Annotated in this window: 13 protein-coding genes; 8 read left to right on the top strand and 5 right to left on the bottom strand. The window is 39.9% G+C overall.

Going from position 1 to position 16,524, the window contains the following annotated elements; all coding sequences use genetic code 11:
- Position 1: 1 nt before the first annotated feature.
- Positions 2–337: a hypothetical protein gene (locus ACO1XM_RS02360; protein ID WP_486225503.1), complete on the bottom strand. Its 336-nt coding sequence runs from the start codon at positions 335–337 to the stop codon at positions 2–4.
- 179 nt (positions 338–516) lie between these two features.
- Positions 517–1,047, bottom strand: a complete 531-nt coding sequence (locus tag ACO1XM_RS02355; RefSeq protein WP_486225502.1) for a hypothetical protein — start codon at positions 1,045–1,047, stop codon at positions 517–519.
- 149 nt (positions 1,048–1,196) lie between these two features.
- On the opposite strand from ACO1XM_RS02355, the gene smc reads away from it, so the two are divergent.
- Complete coding sequence (gene smc, locus ACO1XM_RS02350; RefSeq protein ID WP_486225501.1) at positions 1,197–4,733, top strand: chromosome segregation protein SMC; 3,537 nt, start codon at positions 1,197–1,199, stop codon at positions 4,731–4,733.
- A 64-nt stretch (positions 4,734–4,797) separates the two neighbouring features.
- On the opposite strand, the gene ACO1XM_RS02345 is transcribed toward smc, so the two are convergent.
- The gene (locus tag ACO1XM_RS02345; RefSeq protein ID WP_486225500.1) at positions 4,798–5,157 is read right to left on the bottom strand and encodes a hypothetical protein; all 360 of its coding nucleotides are present in this window, start codon (positions 5,155–5,157) and stop codon (positions 4,798–4,800) included.
- 88 nt (positions 5,158–5,245) lie between these two features.
- On the opposite strand from ACO1XM_RS02345, the gene hppD reads away from it, so the two are divergent.
- Entirely contained in the window at positions 5,246–6,340 is a 1,095-nt protein-coding gene (gene hppD / locus ACO1XM_RS02340) for a 4-hydroxyphenylpyruvate dioxygenase (RefSeq protein WP_486225499.1), read from the top strand.
- Between the two features lie 64 nt (positions 6,341–6,404).
- Positions 6,405–8,132 (top strand): phospho-sugar mutase, encoded by a 1,728-nt coding sequence (locus ACO1XM_RS02335; protein WP_486225498.1) that lies wholly within the window; start codon positions 6,405–6,407, stop codon positions 8,130–8,132.
- 18 nt (positions 8,133–8,150) lie between these two features.
- Here the strand turns inward: ACO1XM_RS02335 and ACO1XM_RS02330 are convergent, their stop codons facing one another.
- Complete coding sequence (locus tag ACO1XM_RS02330) at positions 8,151–9,626, bottom strand: PAS domain-containing protein (protein WP_486225497.1); 1,476 nt, start codon at positions 9,624–9,626, stop codon at positions 8,151–8,153.
- Positions 9,627–9,854: 228 nt separating this feature from the next.
- Between ACO1XM_RS02330 and mtaB the strand changes: the two genes are divergently transcribed.
- Positions 9,855–11,177, top strand: a complete 1,323-nt coding sequence (gene mtaB / locus ACO1XM_RS02325; protein WP_486225496.1) for a tRNA (N(6)-L-threonylcarbamoyladenosine(37)-C(2))-methylthiotransferase MtaB — start codon at positions 9,855–9,857, stop codon at positions 11,175–11,177.
- A gap of 552 nt (positions 11,178–11,729) precedes the next feature.
- On the opposite strand, the gene ACO1XM_RS02320 is transcribed toward mtaB, so the two are convergent.
- The gene (locus ACO1XM_RS02320) at positions 11,730–12,383 is read right to left on the bottom strand and encodes an ABC transporter ATP-binding protein (RefSeq protein ID WP_486225495.1); all 654 of its coding nucleotides are present in this window, start codon (positions 12,381–12,383) and stop codon (positions 11,730–11,732) included.
- Positions 12,384–12,436: 53 nt separating this feature from the next.
- Here ACO1XM_RS02320 and sucC point away from each other — a divergent pair, with 53 nt between their 5' ends.
- The 4 genes from sucC to ACO1XM_RS02300 are packed head-to-tail and all read left to right on the top strand — an operon-like array spanning position 12,437 to position 16,464.
- Positions 12,437–13,648 (top strand): ADP-forming succinate--CoA ligase subunit beta, encoded by a 1,212-nt coding sequence (gene sucC / locus ACO1XM_RS02315; protein ID WP_486225494.1) that lies wholly within the window; start codon positions 12,437–12,439, stop codon positions 13,646–13,648.
- 55 nt (positions 13,649–13,703) lie between these two features.
- Positions 13,704–14,633: a hypothetical protein gene (locus ACO1XM_RS02310; protein ID WP_486225493.1), complete on the top strand. Its 930-nt coding sequence runs from the start codon at positions 13,704–13,706 to the stop codon at positions 14,631–14,633.
- Between the two features lie 17 nt (positions 14,634–14,650).
- Positions 14,651–15,619, top strand: a complete 969-nt coding sequence (locus tag ACO1XM_RS02305) for a vWA domain-containing protein (RefSeq protein ID WP_486225492.1) — start codon at positions 14,651–14,653, stop codon at positions 15,617–15,619.
- The gene (locus ACO1XM_RS02300) at positions 15,616–16,464 is read left to right on the top strand and encodes a tetratricopeptide repeat protein (protein ID WP_486225491.1); all 849 of its coding nucleotides are present in this window, start codon (positions 15,616–15,618) and stop codon (positions 16,462–16,464) included. Before ACO1XM_RS02305 ends, ACO1XM_RS02300 begins: the two co-directional genes overlap by 4 nt.
- Positions 16,465–16,524 lie beyond the last annotated feature (60 nt).

The following is a 16,524-nucleotide window of genomic DNA, read 5'->3' as shown; positions in this document are numbered from 1 at the left end:
TTTAGTTTATAGTAAAGTCAAAATGTTTCTGGCAAAAATTTTCTGGGCCCTTCTGGTCAATAACTATCAAAACATAAGAACCTTTGCCCAGATTATTTAACTCTTCTTCTTCTATATTCTGCTTAGCAAACCCTTTGTTTCCAACAAGATGAAGCACTTGTTTTCCCTTCAACCCAGTCACCTCCAAAACGACCTTGTTGTTCTGATCAACAATAACTTTTACATTGAACTGATCACAATCGGAGGTGGTCTGCAAGGATCTTGCGTTGGCAATGAAGCCGATCAGCATGAGACTAACAAGTAGTAGTCTGCTTATAAGGTATTTAGGTACAGTCATTTGGAGGTAAAGTTAAGCATAATAACTCATATTTAAATATGCCTGGAGGCTCAATAGTAACCGCAAAAAATGCTACGCTAGTTAACTAAGTCAATTCGTTCAATTCCTACAAAAAATACCTTACGCTTAAGAATGTAAGGTTCATATCAAAAAATATAGATAGTAACTTAGAAAAGAACCTAAGCGTACTTTCTATTAAAAATTTCACCCATAATAAAAGCCCTTTTAACCCGCTCAGGATCAGAAAATTCATGCATAATTTCACTGGCGATTGTTGGCTTGTTCTCCTCTTCAAAGGCTTTAAATTTACCGAAGGAAACATTGGTGTCTTCCACTTTCATGGTGTCTTCATACGAGAGACGGTTAAAAGCAGCAAACTTATTTTCTTCAAAAGTTTTATATGTTTCTTGTTTTCTAAAGTCGTAATCAGGTCTTGTTGGCGCCTTCTCTTCCTCTACCTCATCGTCATAATCGACAAACTCCTGCACTGGTCTGCTGGGGGCTGCCGGGCTGGTATATGGTTCCTTAGCCTCTGTTATTTCCTTCAATAATTCTTCAAAAGTCAGCGGCTTGGGGCTATTTCCATCGCTTTGACCATCATGCTGCCTCCTGGGCTGGGGAGCCTGCTCCTCAGGCTTTTTCCTAAGCCTGCTGATAAAGTAGACCAATCCAAGGGCAATATAGATCCAGGTTTGAATGTTATCCATCATTCAAATGTACTGAAATAACCTTTTAATCAAAATTTTCTTCGTTTTTTGAGTATTTAGCAAGTATTCCCCATACCAGATTTTTTATTTTGAATTGGCAAGGTCAGGCAATTATCTTTGCGTTCTTTTTTACAAACAACCACTACACGTTCATGCAATTATCTAAGCTGGAGATTAAGGGTTTTAAAAGTTTTGCCGACAAAGTTGTTATCAACTTTGATGAGGGTATTACCGGTATTGTCGGGCCCAATGGGTGCGGTAAGTCTAATGTGGTAGACTCGATCCGTTGGGTTTTAGGTGAGCAGAAAACAAGCGCACTTCGTTCTGAAAAGATGGAAAACATCATTTTCAATGGTACCAGCCAGCGATCGCCTCAACAAATGGCCGAAGTTTCTCTTACCATCAACAATACAAAGAACATTCTCCCAACTGAATACTCGCAGGTAACCATTACTAGACGCTTGTACAGATCTGGTGAAAGTGAATACCTGTTGAATGGTGTTACGTGCCGTTTAAAGGACATTACCAACCTCTTTTTAGATACTGGTGTAGCATCAAATACCTATTCTATCATTGAATTGGGTATGGTTGATGATCTGCTGAACGACAAAGACAATTCCCGTAGAATGCTTTTTGAAGAAGCTGCGGGAGTTTCCAAGTTTAAAAAACGTAAAAAAGAGACACTCAAGAAAATCGAAGATACCGATGCTGATTTGGAGCGCGTAGAAGACCTTCTTTTCGAAATTGAAAAGAACATGAAGAGTCTTGAAAAGCAAGCCAAGCAGACAGAAAACTATTATAGAATCAAAGAAGATTACAAAGAGAAGAGTGTTCATTTCGCCAAAGTTACGGTTAACAAACAGCGCGAGAACTTCAACAAATTAACCAAGCAAATTGAGGAAGAGAACGACCGCAAATTGTCGCTCACTTCTCAAATAGCTGAACGTGAAGCAGGTGTTGAAAAGTTTAAGGCCGATTTAATTTTAAAGGAGAAAACTTTATCGTCTCGTCAAAAAGCAATCAATGAGCATGTTGCCCGCATTCGCCAGTATGAAAGCGAAAAGCAAATTAAAAACGAGCGTTTAAAATATTTAAACGACCGTGCTAATAGCTTACGCGAGCAGATTGATCAGGATAAGAAAAGTAACGAACGCGCACGCTTCAGCATTGGTAGTCTTGAAACAGAAAAAACAAGTGCTGAGCAAATTTTAACCGACATTCAGGCTAAGTTAGAAGCGCTGAAAAACGATTACGAGAACCAGCGTAGAATTACTTCAGAACTTCAGTTACAATCTGATGCCATTCGCAGAGAGCAGCGCACCAAGCAGGAAGAAAGCTTCCAGATTAATAAATCAATCGAGATTCGTCAGATTCAGATAGCCTCTTTTAAGCAAGAGCTTGAGAAAACGGCTACAGATTCTAATCAACAAAGTGCAAGCCTTGTTGAGTTTGAAAAGAAACTCGTTCTGCTAAAAGAAGAGCTTAATAAAAAGAATAGCGAACTTGAGCAATACAAAAAGGAGGAAGAAAATGTAATTCTTCGTATTTCTCAGATGGAAAAAACCATCGAGATGATACGCGAAGAGATGACTTCAACCAGCCGTATTCTTGATGCCAAACAGAATGAATATAACCTGACCAAGTCTTTGGTTGAAAGTCAGGAAGGTTTCCCGGAAGCAATCAAATTCCTGAAGAAGAAGATTGCTAAAAATGCTCCTCTCCTCTCTGATATTCTGACAACATCAGAAGATTACCGTGTAACCATTGAAAATTTCCTTGAGCCTTACCTCAACTACTACATTGTTGAGCATGAATCTGAAGCATATGAAGCCATCAACATATTAAGCGATGCTTCTAAAGGCAAGGCTCACTTCTTTGTGTTGGACAAGTTCGAACGTTTTGAGCCAACCACAGGAAGAATTTACGAAAGTGCCTTCCCTGCTACTGAGATTATCGAATATGATCAGAAGTACAGGAAACTAATGGCCTTTATTCTGGATAAAGTCTACATCTACGAAGGCGATTTAAAAAGCATTCCTTTAGATGATGATAACATTTTCATAACCAAGAGCGGTAAACTTACCAAGCGCAAGTACTCACTATCGGGTGGTTCTGTAGGTTTGTTTGAAGGTAAAAAGATTGGTCGTGCGAAGAACCTTGAAAAACTAGAGAAAGAGATTAAAGACCTGAGCGCTAAATCAGACGAAATACGCAGCAATTTGCTGATGAAGCAATCTGATCTGGAAAAGTTACGCAACCATCAGTTAAGACAACAAATCGAGACTGTACAAACTTCCATTCGTCAGATTAACGATGAATTTGTTTCTGTACGCACTAAGCGCGAGCAGTTCTCCGAAATGCTCGGCAATGCGGATATGCGCAGAGAAGACATTCTTGAGAAGATTGACACCTTATTGAAAGAGTTAGATGAAGCAACACCCAAAGCCAAAACCATTGAGCACGAAGTGCACGAAATGGAACAACGCCTTGCATTGGTGATTGAGGACCTCGCTTCACAAAATGAATTGCTGAACCAGAAATCTTCAGCTTTTAATGAGCAGAATATTTTCTTCCATCAGCAGGAAAACAGGGTGAAGAGCCTCGAGCAGGAAATGCGCTTCAAACAGGAATCTGTGGAGCAAAGCGGTGCCCGCATTGAAGTAAATACAGTAGAGCTAACCAAGAATGAGGATGAGATCAAAATCATCCTGGAAACCTCTGAAAACAATGATGAGGATCTACTGGCACTTTACAACGAAAAAGAAGAGATGGAAAAAGGCCTCAACGAGGCTGAGCGTGAGTATTACGATTCACGCGGACAAATCGATACTATTGAAAAAGAACTTCGCAGCATACAACATACGCGCGAGAGCATCGATGGTTTGTTAATGAACCTCCAGAATGCTTTAAATGAAAGCAAGCTTGAGCTTAGCTCCGTTAAGGAGCGCTTGTCTGTTGAATTTAAAGTTGACTTAGACGAAGTGCTTGCAGCTGTTTCTGAAGAAGAAGGCAAGCAATTGGCTGAAGCGAATGAAGCCGAAATTAAGGCACAGGTAAATAAAATCAGAGAACGCCTGGATAACATGGGGCCAATCAACCCTATGGCGATGGAAGCTTATCAGGAGATCAAGCAACGCAACGACTTTATCTTGTCGCAAAAAGACGACTTATTAAAGGCTAAAGAATCTTTGCTCAATACGATAGCAGAAATTGAAGGCGTAGCCAGTCAGACCTTCATGGACGCCTTTAACCAGGTGCGTGAACACTTTAAGAAGGCTTTCAAATCATTGTTTAATGAAGATGATGATTGCGACATCCGCTTGGTAGATCCTAATAATCCACTGGAATCAGAAATTGACATTATTGCCAAACCTAAAGGCAAGCGTCCATTGACTATTAATCAGCTTTCGGGTGGTGAGAAGACTTTGACGGCAACTGCCCTGCTCTTCTCTATGTACTTACTGAAACCAGCTCCGTTCTGTATTTTTGATGAGGTAGATGCTCCGTTGGATGATGCCAATATTGACAAATTCAATAACATCATCCGTACCTTCAGCAAAGACTCGCAGTTTGTGATTGTTACACACAATAAGCGTACAATGACAAGTACTGATGTTATTTATGGTATCACCATGGTTGAGAAAGGTATCTCAAGAGTGGTGCCCGTTGATTTAAGAGAACTTGCCTAATCAGTTTCTCGTTGATAGTTGTTGGTTAATTACCTTCCAACAACTATCAACGAATAACAGGCAACTATTTAGCCGTCCAGACAGTTTCTTGTTTTTCCTTACCTACCGATAAGATAATGCGTGGGGGATTTGATGCTAAAATTAATTTAGTGTCTTTGCCAGGATAATCATCTGCATCCACCACTACCCCCTTACCTAAATAGGCAACTGGCATTAAAACATCGTTATCGGAGCAATATTCATCATGAATGTCTTGCAAGATCTCCTCCAGCTTAGCCCCAAACTGCTCCTGAAAGTCGTCCTCTAAATCATGCAGGGCGTCCTCCATTTCATCATACTTAGGGTTATTGTAGTCAATAGCAGCTAATTCTTCTTTTCTTTTAGTCAGTTCTGCCAGCGCTTTATCGAGTGCTTTAATATCCATAGGTCAATTTTTAACAAAGATTACACAAAGGTAAATTTTTAAAAAGGACTTGTTGTCTTAAATTTACAACGATTGAAATGAAATTATCATGACAGAAGACTTTCTACCCATCAATGGCACCGATCATATTGAAATGTATGTAGGAAATGCCAAGCAATCTGCATTATTCTATCAATATGCTTTTGGTTTTGAGCTGATTGCTTATGCAGGGCCTGAAACAGGCGTGCGGGACAGGGCTTCATATGTGCTTAAGCAGAATAAGATTCGCCTGGTGCTTACTTCATCCATTCGACAGGATTCGGAAATAGCTGAGCATGTAAAAAGACATGGAGATGGCGTAAAAGTATTGGCTTTATGGGTAGACGATGCCACTAAATCATTTCAAGAAACAACAAAACGTGGTGCTGTAGCTGCAAGAGAACCGCAGATTTTAAAAGATGACAATGGTGAAGTCGTGGTCGCATCCATTAAAACATATGGTGAAACAATACACACTTTTGTAGAGCGTAGAAATTATACAGGTATATTTTTACCCGGCTACCAGGCAAGAAAGAGCAATGCCAAGGTTGAACCTCTTGGTTTGGAATATGTAGACCATTGTGTTGGTAATGTAGAACTGGGCGCCATGAATAAGTGGGTGAAGTTCTATGAAGACGTGATGGGTTTTAAGCTTTTATTGACTTTTGATGATAAAGACATCTCCACAGAATACAGTGCGCTGATGTCGAAGGTGGTCTCCAATGGTAATGGTTATATTAAGTTCCCAATCAATGAACCGGCAGAAGGCAAGAAGAAATCACAAATTGATGAATACCTGGAGTTTTATAATGGTCCCGGTGTGCAACACATTGCTGTGGCTACTAATAACATTCTTCACACAGTTGGAGAACTTAGAAAACGTGGCGTAGAATTTCTACAAGTTCCCGAAGCGTATTATGATGATGTTTTAAGTCGCGTTGGAAAAATTGATGAAGACCTGAAGCCATTAAAAGATTTAAATATTCTGATCGACCGAGACGAAGAAGGTTACTTGCTTCAGATATTTACGAAACCCGTGCAAGACAGACCAACACTTTTCTTTGAAATCATTCAACGCAAAGGTGCTAAATCATTTGGCAAGGGAAATTTCAAGGCTTTATTTGAAGCAATAGAGCGAGAACAAGCCATAAGAGGTAACCTATAATTAAACTTAATTCATTAATTTATTCCTGATTTTTTAATGTCAGGGATTTAGAAATCTAATACTTATGACACTTTCGCAAGAAGTACAAAACCGCATTGCTCTATGGCTAAACAGTCCTGTTGTAGATGAGGCTTCGAAAAATGAAATAAAAAAACTTCAGTCGGGCGCAAAAGAAAAAGAGCTAAATGACAGCTTCTACAAAGACCTGGAATTTGGTACTGGTGGCTTACGTGGAGTAATGGGTGTTGGTTCAAATTGCATGAATCAGTATACACTTGGTAAAGCCACACAAGGGTTGGCTAATTACCTCAACAAGACTTATCCCAACTTACCCATTAAAGTAGCCATCGCTTACGACAGTCGTAATAACAGCAAAACTTTCGCACAGATTACAGCTAACATTTTTTCGGCCAATGGTATTCAGGTTTTTCTTTATGATGAATTAAGGCCTACTCCACTCCTTTCTTACACCATCAGGCACTTGCACTGTCAATCTGGAGTGGTGATTACCGCCTCTCACAATCCAAAAGAATACAACGGCTATAAAGTATATTGGAATGATGGTGCTCAGGTAGTACCTCCACATGATAAAAACATCATTGCTGAGGTAAATGCGGTTAGTGCTTTTGAACAAATCAAGTTTAAGCCAAATACATCTCTAATTCATTCAGTTGATAAGTCAGTTGAGCAAGCTTATTATGAAGAAGTAAAAAAACTGATTCCTAAAAAAGAAGCCATCGCCAGGTATCATAACATGCCCATTGTTTACACCAGTATACATGGTTCAGGCATTACCATGGTGCCGGAATGCCTGAAGCAAATTGGCTTCACCAATGTTCAGGTGGTAGAGGAGCAGGCAAAGCCAGATGGCAATTTCCCTACGGTACATTCTCCAAATCCAGAAGAACAGGCCGCTATGGAAATGGTAATTAAAAAAGGTTTAGCACTTAATGCTGACATGGTAATGGCGACCGATCCTGACACTGACCGTGTAGGTATCGGTGTACGCAAACCAGATGGTGAATTTATATTATTAAACGGCAATCAGGCATTTAGTTTAATGATGTGGTTTATTTTAAAAAACCAGCAAAACACAACCAAGGCCTATATTGCCAAAACTATTGTTACCAGCGAATTGGTGGATGATATGGCGCATCAGTTGAATGTAACCTGCTACAACACACTCACAGGCTTTAAATACATTGCAGAGGTAATGAAGCAGCAGGAAGGAAAGCAACGCTTTATTGCTGCTGGTGAAGAAAGCTACGGTTATATGGTGGGCGATTTTGTTCGCGATAAAGATGCAGTTTCTGCATGTGCTTTTTTTGCAGCCATGGCTGCCGCAGCCAAAGATGAAGGTAAAACCATTTACGATTGGCTAATCCGGATGTATGTAGAATTTGGATATTATAAAGAAAGTTTGATTACACTTACTAAGAAAGGGCAAGAAGGCGAGCAAGCCATTAAGGCCATGATGGCTAAATTTAGAAGTGAAGCACCTGTAAGCATGGCCGGCATTGAGGTAGTAAAGGCACTAGACTATGTAAGTCAGAAAGAAAAAAATCTAAAAACCGGAGAAGAAAAAACTTTAGCATTCCATAAATCTGATGTACTGCAATACTACCTGGCCGATGGCAGTAAAGTTTCTGTAAGACCTTCAGGAACGGAGCCCAAGATTAAGTTTTACATAAGTGTAAAAGCAACACTGGCTACGCAAACTGATTACGAAAAGACAAGTAACTTACTCAATCAGAAATTAAAGTCTCTTGAAGCGTTTTTAATGAGTCTTTAATGCGAGCCTGGCATTTTATTATAAAGCTGGCCAACCAAATTTCTCGGCTTGCTTTGCATACAATGCTGCGCCTAGTTTGTCATCGACAATATGATAGCGGGATCCCACGTACTTTATCACCTCTCCTTCATTGTTTTTGATTGGAACAATGGTTGCGTCTACCCAATAATGACCTCCTTCTTTTGTCTTATTTTTAACAACACCTTTAAATACTTCGCCTTTTCGAATTGTATCCCAGAATAATTTAAAGAGCGCTTTCGGCATGTCAGGGTGGCGTACAATATTTTGAGGCTTGCCAATCAACTCCTCACGGCTGTATTTTGATATTTCACAAAATTTATCATTAACAAAAATAATCGTGCCGTGTAAATCTGTTTCAGATACTATGGTGGTTAAGGCCATCACCATTTCCCGTCTGCCTACTCTTTCAGCCAGCACCCTTGATTCTTCCAATTGTCTGTTCAATTGTTCCTGAGTAGTCTGCATCTCCTCAAGGTTTTGACGAATTTCTTCTTCCTGTGAGCGTAACTGTTCAGTTTGTGTCTGTGTAGCGTTGAGTAGTGCACGCGTTTCATTATTTACTTTGGTTGTGCGCAACACCGAAGCAAAGCCTTCGCATACTTTTTCAATAAACCTAATTTTGTAGTCCTCAATGGGTTTAAAGCCAGCCATCTCCAACACACCTTCTGTTATGTCATTAACTTTAATTGGTATGAGTATGATAAAATTCGGAGGGGCATCTCCAAGCCCTGAGGTTATCCGGATGTAATCTTGAGGCACTTGTTTCAGGATGATGGTATCGTTTTCCAAAAAACACTGTCCAACAATACCTTCTCCGGGACGCACAGATTTTGTGACATATTTTTTTCGGTCATACGCATAGCAAGCACGTTGTACTAATTGCTCCTCATGTTGCTGTGTTCCACTTTCATGGATAAAAACTGCACCTTGATTTAATCCCGTATACTTCACCAGGTTCTTAACTACTTCATTGGCAAGTACATTAAGGTCATCTGCCTGCCTTAATACCTCCCCAAAGCGCGCATGCCCTTCAGCGACCCAACGTGCCTTGTCATCCTCCTCTTTTTGGCTGACCAATTTTTGTTGGATTGACATCAATAGAGATGAGAGTTCGGAGTTCTTAAAAACATATTGCGTTTCTGCAAAATTGCCCTTGGATATATTCTCGACAAATGCCTGTAAGTGATCCATTTGATCCTCTGCTTCAGCTTTATCCTGCAGTAGCAATTGTTCGCGTGTACGATACGCTTTTGAAAAGGCATAGCCTATCCATGCTAGGATGAGGGGAATTACCCAACCAATCCATTGTATAGAATTTTCTTTATAAATGATTGAGATGCTGGCCATATCAAAACGCAAGCCTCCGAAGTATAGATCGATGAAAAATGTAGTCATGGGAAATATCAATCCCAGCAGTGCGCCAATCCAGGCAAGGGTGCTTCGTTGTGAGGCAAGTGATTGAAAATTAGTCATTGAATTTTTTCAAGTCTTTTAAAAATCAATGTTTCAAAACTAAAGTCTGGTTTTATGCTTTTTCCTGATTTCTATCAACTACGTACTTAACTAAATTCATTTGCTTTTTATCATTCCAATCGATGAAGCTGAATACCTTGTTTTGAGCGGTTTTATCCTTCAGGCAGTGGCAAAGCATTAATTACTTTCCAAAATCCTCTATTCATCCTTATCTTTGCAGACTTTAGCATGAAAAAAGTCGCTTTTTACACACTAGGCTGCAAGCTCAATTATTCTGAGACCTCTACCATTTCCCGAATGTTCGAGGAAAAAGGTTATGCTAAGGTTGATTTTTCCGATACACCGGACATTTTTATTATTAACACCTGTTCGGTTACCGAAAATGCCGATAAAAAGTGTCACAAAATTGTTCGCGAGGCCCGTACTATTTCTCCAGAGGCTTATGTGGCTATTATTGGTTGTTATGCGCAGTTAAAACCGCAGGAAATTGCCAGTATACCAGGGGTTGACGCTGTGTTGGGCGCTGCCGAAAAATTCAGACTGGTAGAGTTATTGGATGGTTTTGTGCGTAAGCCTGAAACAGCTGTTTATGCTTCTGATATTGAAGCAGCTAATAAATTCAACACCTCTTATTCTGCACATGACAGAACCAGAACCTTTTTAAAAGTGCAAGATGGCTGCGATTACTCCTGTGCCTTCTGTACCATACCCCTAGCGCGGGGTAATAGCAGAAGCGATAGTATTGCCAATATCTTAAAGACTGCGCAGGAGATTGCAAAAACAGAAGTAAGAGAAATTGTTTTGACGGGAGTTAACACAGGAGACTTCGGAATACAACAAGGGATACGGGTAGAACGCTTTGCAGACCTGGTAAAAGCCCTTGACGAGGTTGAGGATATTGACCGTTTCAGAATTTCATCCATCGAACCCAACCTTTTATCAGATGAAATCATTGCCTTTGTAGCAGAGTCTAGACGATTTGTACCACATTTTCATATACCCCTTCAATCAGGTTCAAATAAAATTCTGAAACTGATGCGCAGGCGCTATTTGCGTGAACTCTATATCAGCAGGGTAGAAAAAATTAAAGAACTTATGCCCCACTGCTGCATTGGTGTAGACGTTATTGTGGGCTTTCCCGGGGAAACAGATGAGGATTTTAAAGAGACATATCAATTCTTAAATGAACTAGACATTTCCTATTTGCACGTATTTACCTACTCAGAAAGAGAAAATACACTGGCAGCCGAAATGGAAGAAAGTGTACCCACAAGCAAAAGAGCAGAACGCTCTAAAATGCTGCACATCCTTTCAGATAAAAAACGCAGAAAGTTTTATGAAGATAATCTTGGCAATGAGTTTACTGTGTTGTTTGAAAACGATGTAGAGCATGGGATGATGCATGGCTTTACTGAAAATTATATTCGTGTGACTGCTAAATATGATCCTATTTTAATCAATGAGCTGCGTAAGGTTAGGCTAACTTCTATCAACGAAAAGGGGTTTGTTGAGGTAGATGAAGCGAGTCAGGAGGTATTTCATCATCAGTAATCGACTACTTACTAAGTGACTTTCAGTTTAACGTCAAAATCGACTAAAAAACTGTAAAAAATTAAAAACCTGCCTAAAAGCCATTTGTAATAACATTATGCTGATCAATGTAAGATTTCAGGCGCTTCAAGATATTTTCAGTATTACCTTAATTTTAAGGTATTCTATAAGATACTGATTATAAGAGTATTAAGTGTACACTTCATTTATTCATCTTGAGCTGAATCTCCCTGCATAGAAGGTGTACTTAATAAGCTGTACTTTTCACTTTTTCTGAAGAGAAACTTTAAAAAGTGGCTAAATAAGTCAGGCCCTTACGTGAAACTTATCAAAGCACCTATTCGAATTTATGCTGGGTTAATTGGAGAGACCTTTGTTATAACAAAACAAAGACCCATGAAAAAATCAACCCTCCTTTTCATTGCAGCTTTATTTATCCTTTCATCTTGCAGTTTGTCAACTTTTCAGTGTCACAGTTATGGACACACCAATCAGGTAACTAAGCACGGTATGAAAGCTCAGACAAAGTACCACAAGAAGCACAGAATCTAATTATCGCATAACCAGACCATCTGCTAATTCAATCTTCCGGTCGGCCATGCCCGCCAATTCTGCATTGTGTGTTACAATGATAAAAGTTTGGTCAAGCTCTTTTCTTAGCCTAAAGAAAAGCTGATGCAGTTCTAGCGCAGTTCTTGAATCTAAATTTCCGCTGGGTTCATCAGCCAGAATAATAGAGGGTGCATTAATCAGTGCACGGGCAACAGCCGTTCTTTGTTGCTCTCCACCCGACATTTCTGATGGTTTATGTTCGGCCCGTTGCGACAAGCCCAAAATCTCTAACAATTCACCAGCACGTTTTTTCAATGCAGGCTCAGTCTTCCCTCCAATAAAACCTGGCATCATCACATTCTCAAGCGCAGAGAATTCGGGTAAGAGGTTATGAAATTGAAAGACAAAACCAATTGATTTATTTCTAAAGCGCGCTAAATCAGCCGCATTTTTTACAAAAACATCTTCACCATCCATCAATAACTGGCCTGCATCAGGTTTATCGAGCGTACCAAGTATATGAAGTAGCGTACTCTTCCCAGCACCGGATGCCCCAACAATAGCTACTATTTCACCCTTATTTACTTGAAGGTCAATACCTTTTAGCACTTGAAGTGCTCCATACGATTTTTTTAAACCTTCGGCTTTCAGCATATTATTTGAATTAGAATCTGAAATAAACTAGTTTCGCTTCAAATTAAAAATGCATGAACATTCACGAATATCAGGGTAAAGAAATTCTCAAGAAGTACGGAGTGGCAGTTCAGCGTGGTATTGTAGCAGATACACCAGACGCAGCTGTCAATGCAGCCAAAGAATTACAAGCCGAAACAGGCACAAAATGGTTTGTGATTAAGTCGCAAATCCATGCCGGAGGCAGAGGAAAGGGATCCGTAAAAGAAACAGGTTCAAAAGGTGTAGTGCTTGCTAAAGGTATTGCAGAGGTTCCTGAAAAAGTGAAGGCTATATTAGGCGGCACCCTGGTAACTATCCAGACGGGTGCAGAGGGCAAAAAAGTAAATAAAGTGCTTATTGCTGAGGATGTTTATTATCCAGGTGAGACTGAGCCAAAAGAATATTATATGAGCATTTTGCTCGATCGTGCCACTGGATCACCCGTGATCATGGCCTCTACAGAGGGTGGTATGAATATTGAGGAAGTGGCCGAAAATCACCCTGAAAAAATTATCAAAGAGTGGATTGACCCACACTTGGGATTACAGCCATTCCAGGCAAGAAAAATTGCTTTTGCCATGGGTTGGGAAGGTAACGCTTTTAAAGAAGGTGTAAAGTTTATTCATTCGCTTTACAACGCCTATTTAGGTCTGGATGCCTCCATGTTTGAAATTAACCCTTTGCTAAAGACATCCGATAATAAAATATTGGCTGTTGATGCTAAGGTTAACTTAGACGACAATGCATTATACCGCCATAAAGACTTAGCTGAACTCAGAGACATTACAGAGGAAGATCCTTTGGAAGTTGAGGCTGGTAAATCAGGGCTTAACTATGTTAAACTCGATGGTAATGTGGGTTGCATGGTAAATGGTGCCGGTTTGGCGATGGCTACCATGGACATTATTAAGTTGTCTGGTGGTGAACCTGCCAACTTCCTTGACGTAGGGGGTGGAGCTAATGCTGAAACTGTTGAAGCCGGTTTCCGTATTATCTTAAAAGACCCGAATGTAAAGGCTATTTTAATTAATATTTTTGGAGGTATTGTGCGTTGCGATCGTGTGGCGAATGGTGTGGTAGAAGCCTACAAAAAAATTGGCGACATCAGAGTACCCATTATTGTACGCTTACAGGGCACAAATGCTGAAGAGGGAGCCAAAATAATTGAGCAATCGGGCTTAAAAGTATATTCAGCGATCGTTTTAAAGGATGCTGCACAAAAAGTAAAAGATGTTTTAAAATAGTCTGATTTTTCATACTATTTTTCTTTTCTTATATTGTGCGTTGGAAATTGCAGATATGCGGAAACTAGTAACCATAATTTTAGCGATTTTACTTTCGGTGCCGTTTTTCGGCTTCTCACAGAGTTTCTATTCTGTAAGAAGAGATCGCAATCTTATTATTAGTGGCGGAACTGGCGCTACTAAATACTATGGTGAGCTGGTGAACCCTAATTCAATTGGCAAGATCAGACCCAATATTTATGCAGGCGCAGAGTATCTTATTCTTCCCAGGATCTCCGCAAGATTGGATGCTACGTGGTTTCAATTATCAGGTAGTGATGGTTTAGCAGATGTATCGAGAAGGAGCCGAAACCTTAGTTTCTTTTCGGATAATTTCGAAATAGATTTAGCAGGTTCCGTGAGGCTTTTTGCAGACGAAGGAACCTATGCTAAACGAAGACCTTATAATTTCTATGGTTTAGCAGGTGTTGGACTACTTTACTTTAATCCTAAAACAAGGTATCAAGGTGATGTGGTGGCACTCCAGCCCTTGCAAACAGAAGGTGTTAAGTATAATAAAATACAATTTGTTATTCCAATGGGTATTGGGGCCACCGTTAAGATAAACCCCTTTATCAACTTTGCTCTTGAGGGCGTATACAGAAAAACCTTCACCGATTACCTAGATGATGTGAGTTCATTCAACTATGTTGATCCTGCAACGCTTCCTGGTGGCGTAGATGGTTTATCGGCTAAGTTGGCTGACAGAAGAGGTGAATACAATCCTGACGGTGATTTTACTTTTAATCCGGCTAACCCTGGTAGAAGAGGTAATCCTGAAACAGATGATTCTTACTTTATCGTTACCGCCAAACTGCAATTTTATGTACCTACTAAGTTTGGGCAAAGCAAAAAACTTTATAACTCCAAAAGAAAAGGTTATAAGAGTGGTCGCACCAAGGGCGGTATGTATAAAGTTAGAAAGAGCGCCTACAAACGCAGATAAACTATCCCCTACTGGCAGTGCTCTGGTATAATACATTAGGTTCTCTCGAAATTAGTCTGATCCTTGCCTTCTTTGTCTTTTATGGCATCTACCTGTTAAAACTTAAACGAGTAGCAAGGCAACTAAACACCAATTTCTCCTCAGCCTTCTTTAAATTCACCTTACGTTGCATCATTTTTGCGCTGCTTATTATTTCATTGTTAGGCCCCTCTTTTGGCTCTGCTAAAAAAGAAGTTAAGTCTGTTGGTAAAGACATCATGATTTGTGTTGATTTGTCCAAGTCAATGGATGCATTCGATATACAGCCAACACGAATAGAGAAGATCAAATTTGAACTAAAACGCATTGTGGAGGCTTTTAACTCCGACAGAATAGGTATTATTATTTTCTCTTCAGAAGCATTCATGCAGTGTCCGCTCACTTTCGATCAGAATGCATTGAATCTTTTTATTGAGACCATGAATTCAAGTCTGGTGCCAGGTGGCGGAACAGACTTTGCTCCTCCCCTTCGCATGGCGCTCAGTAAATTAGAAGATGATAAAGCACCACTCGCGCAAACTAAATCTAAAATTATCGTGTTAATCAGTGATGGTGAGGATTTTGGTGAAGATACTCCCGAGGTAAGCTCACTTATTGAGGATAAAGGTGTTAAACTCTTCACACTAGGGGTTGGTACGCAAAAAGGTGGAAACATTTACTCAGGTAATGGGCTCAAAATGGATCGATCAGGGAATGTTGTTACAACAAAGCTTAAGCCTGAGGCGTTAAAAGACTTAGCAGATAAAACAGGAGGTCAGTACTTTGAGATCAATGAAAACCGAAATGATGTGGCACGCATGATTAACGCTATCAGTAAAATTGAAGGTGAATTCAGAGATGCCCGTTTTGTTGATACCTCGGCAAATAAATACTATTATTTTCTGGCAGCAGCATTATTACTACTCGCTTTAGATGTATTAGTTAATATCAGAACGATCAGGATATGAAAGCGCTGCTATTTGCCCTTATCTCTGTCGTAATGCTTACTGATCCAGGTAAGATCAGTCGGATCAACACATTGAAATCGGAAGCCAGAAAAGCTTTTAATGCTGGCGATTACCAATCCGCGGCCAGCAAATACCAAATGTTAAAAGATTCGCTATTGGTTACTGAGGATGAAATAAACCTTAACCTGGCACATGCCTATTACCAGTTAAAAGACAGTGCCCAGGCCATTTCAACTTACCAGGAAGCCACAGCCAGTCTAGACAACACCATACGATCAAAAGCTAATCAGCAGCTTGGCATTATTCACAATCAACAAGGCAAATTTGAAGAGGCACTCAATAATTTTAAGCAGGCTATTAAAGCCGATCCGAACAATATGGATGCTCGCTATAATTATGAGATGCTGAAGAAAAAATTAGAGGAGAAGAAAAAGCAAGAGGAGCAAAAAAAGCAAGATCAAAAACAAAACGATCAACAAAAAAATAAGGACGAGCAGAAGAAAGAGGACCAAAAGAAAGAAGAACAGAACAAAAACGACAAGGAGAAAAAAGAGCAAGACAAAAAAGAAGATCAAAAAAAATCTGAGAATAAAGACGAGCAGAGCAAAGAAGAAAAGAAGGACGAACAGCAGAAAAAAGACGAACAAGAAAAAGATTCTGAAAAACCTAGTGAGGAGAAAAAAGAAACTCCACCCTCTGTAAGTGAGAAGCTACAACAGATGAAAATCAGTGAAGAGAAGGCCAAGATGCTATTAGAAGCCATGAAAAACCAGGAAGTTCAGTACCTGCAGCAGAATAAACGCAAAGCCACTAAACCCAAAGAAAAAGGCAAACCTGATTGGTAAATGGTAGCGTTCTGCCCCATTAAACTCTATCAAATATTCGAGGAGCGGTCATGAAGGTGA

The sequence above is a fragment of the Chryseotalea sp. genome, assembly GCF_057350905.1.
The sequence above is the reverse complement of the archived record's forward strand: the minus strand, read 5'-3'. Positions and strand labels throughout refer to the sequence as shown.

Excerpts from the sequence above, each read along its gene's own strand:
- ACO1XM_RS02360 (WP_486225503.1), bottom strand. The coding sequence starts at position 337 with ATGACTGTACCTAAATACCTTATAAGCAGACTACTACTTGTTAGTCTC.
- ACO1XM_RS02355 (WP_486225502.1), bottom strand. The coding sequence starts at position 1,047 with ATGATGGATAACATTCAAACCTGGATCTATATTGCCCTTGGATTGGTC.
- smc (WP_486225501.1), top strand. The coding sequence starts at position 1,197 with ATGCAATTATCTAAGCTGGAGATTAAGGGTTTTAAAAGTTTTGCCGAC.
- ACO1XM_RS02345 (WP_486225500.1), bottom strand. The coding sequence starts at position 5,157 with ATGGATATTAAAGCACTCGATAAAGCGCTGGCAGAACTGACTAAAAGA.
- hppD (WP_486225499.1), top strand. The coding sequence starts at position 5,246 with ATGACAGAAGACTTTCTACCCATCAATGGCACCGATCATATTGAAATG.
- ACO1XM_RS02335 (WP_486225498.1), top strand. The coding sequence starts at position 6,405 with ATGACACTTTCGCAAGAAGTACAAAACCGCATTGCTCTATGGCTAAAC.
- ACO1XM_RS02330 (WP_486225497.1), bottom strand. The coding sequence starts at position 9,626 with ATGACTAATTTTCAATCACTTGCCTCACAACGAAGCACCCTTGCCTGG.
- mtaB (WP_486225496.1), top strand. The coding sequence starts at position 9,855 with ATGAAAAAAGTCGCTTTTTACACACTAGGCTGCAAGCTCAATTATTCT.
- ACO1XM_RS02320 (WP_486225495.1), bottom strand. The coding sequence starts at position 12,383 with ATGCTGAAAGCCGAAGGTTTAAAAAAATCGTATGGAGCACTTCAAGTG.
- sucC (WP_486225494.1), top strand. The coding sequence starts at position 12,437 with ATGAACATTCACGAATATCAGGGTAAAGAAATTCTCAAGAAGTACGGA.
- ACO1XM_RS02310 (WP_486225493.1), top strand. The coding sequence starts at position 13,704 with ATGCGGAAACTAGTAACCATAATTTTAGCGATTTTACTTTCGGTGCCG.
- ACO1XM_RS02300 (WP_486225491.1), top strand. The coding sequence starts at position 15,616 with ATGAAAGCGCTGCTATTTGCCCTTATCTCTGTCGTAATGCTTACTGAT.